Below are 450 nucleotides of genomic sequence, written 5' to 3' on the forward strand. Positions count from 1 at the left end.
GCCAGCGGCATCGGTCGCCGTGGCTTGCAGCACTTCGCCGTCAACTTGTGGCGGGTTGAGGTTGAGGCTGAACACGCCGGTCGGGCCGACCACGGCAGTGCCCAGTTCGGTGCCATCGGCAGCCACGATGCGCACGGTGCTGCCCGGCTCGGCGCGGCCGGTGATAACGCTGCCGTCCGCGCTCACGGCCAGTTCGGTCGGTGCGGCAGGGGCGGTGACATCCGGTGCGGTGATCTGTGCGGGCAGCGAGGAAACGCCGCCGTCATCGATGGCGACCACGTCCAGCAGTTCGCCGTTGGCTTGTGCGGGATTCAGTTCAATGCTGAAGCTGCCATCGGCGTTGGCAATGGCACTGCCAATCAGCGTGCCGTTGGCGTCATGCACTTCCACACGGGTGCCGGCAGGTGCGGTACCGGTGAGGGTGGTGCCATCAGCATTGATGGCCAGATT

General features: G+C 66.4%; 1 protein-coding gene. It reads right to left on the minus strand.

Annotation, left to right across the window (positions count from 1 at the left end; all coding sequences use genetic code 11):
* Window positions 1–450: Ig-like domain-containing protein (locus I8746_RS26945; protein ID WP_221101227.1), on the minus strand; the 450-nt coding region annotated here is incomplete at both ends.

This window comes from Pseudomonas sp. USTB-Z, assembly GCF_019691255.1.
GTDB classification, from domain to species: Bacteria; Pseudomonadota; Gammaproteobacteria; order Pseudomonadales; family Pseudomonadaceae; genus Aquipseudomonas; species Aquipseudomonas alloputida.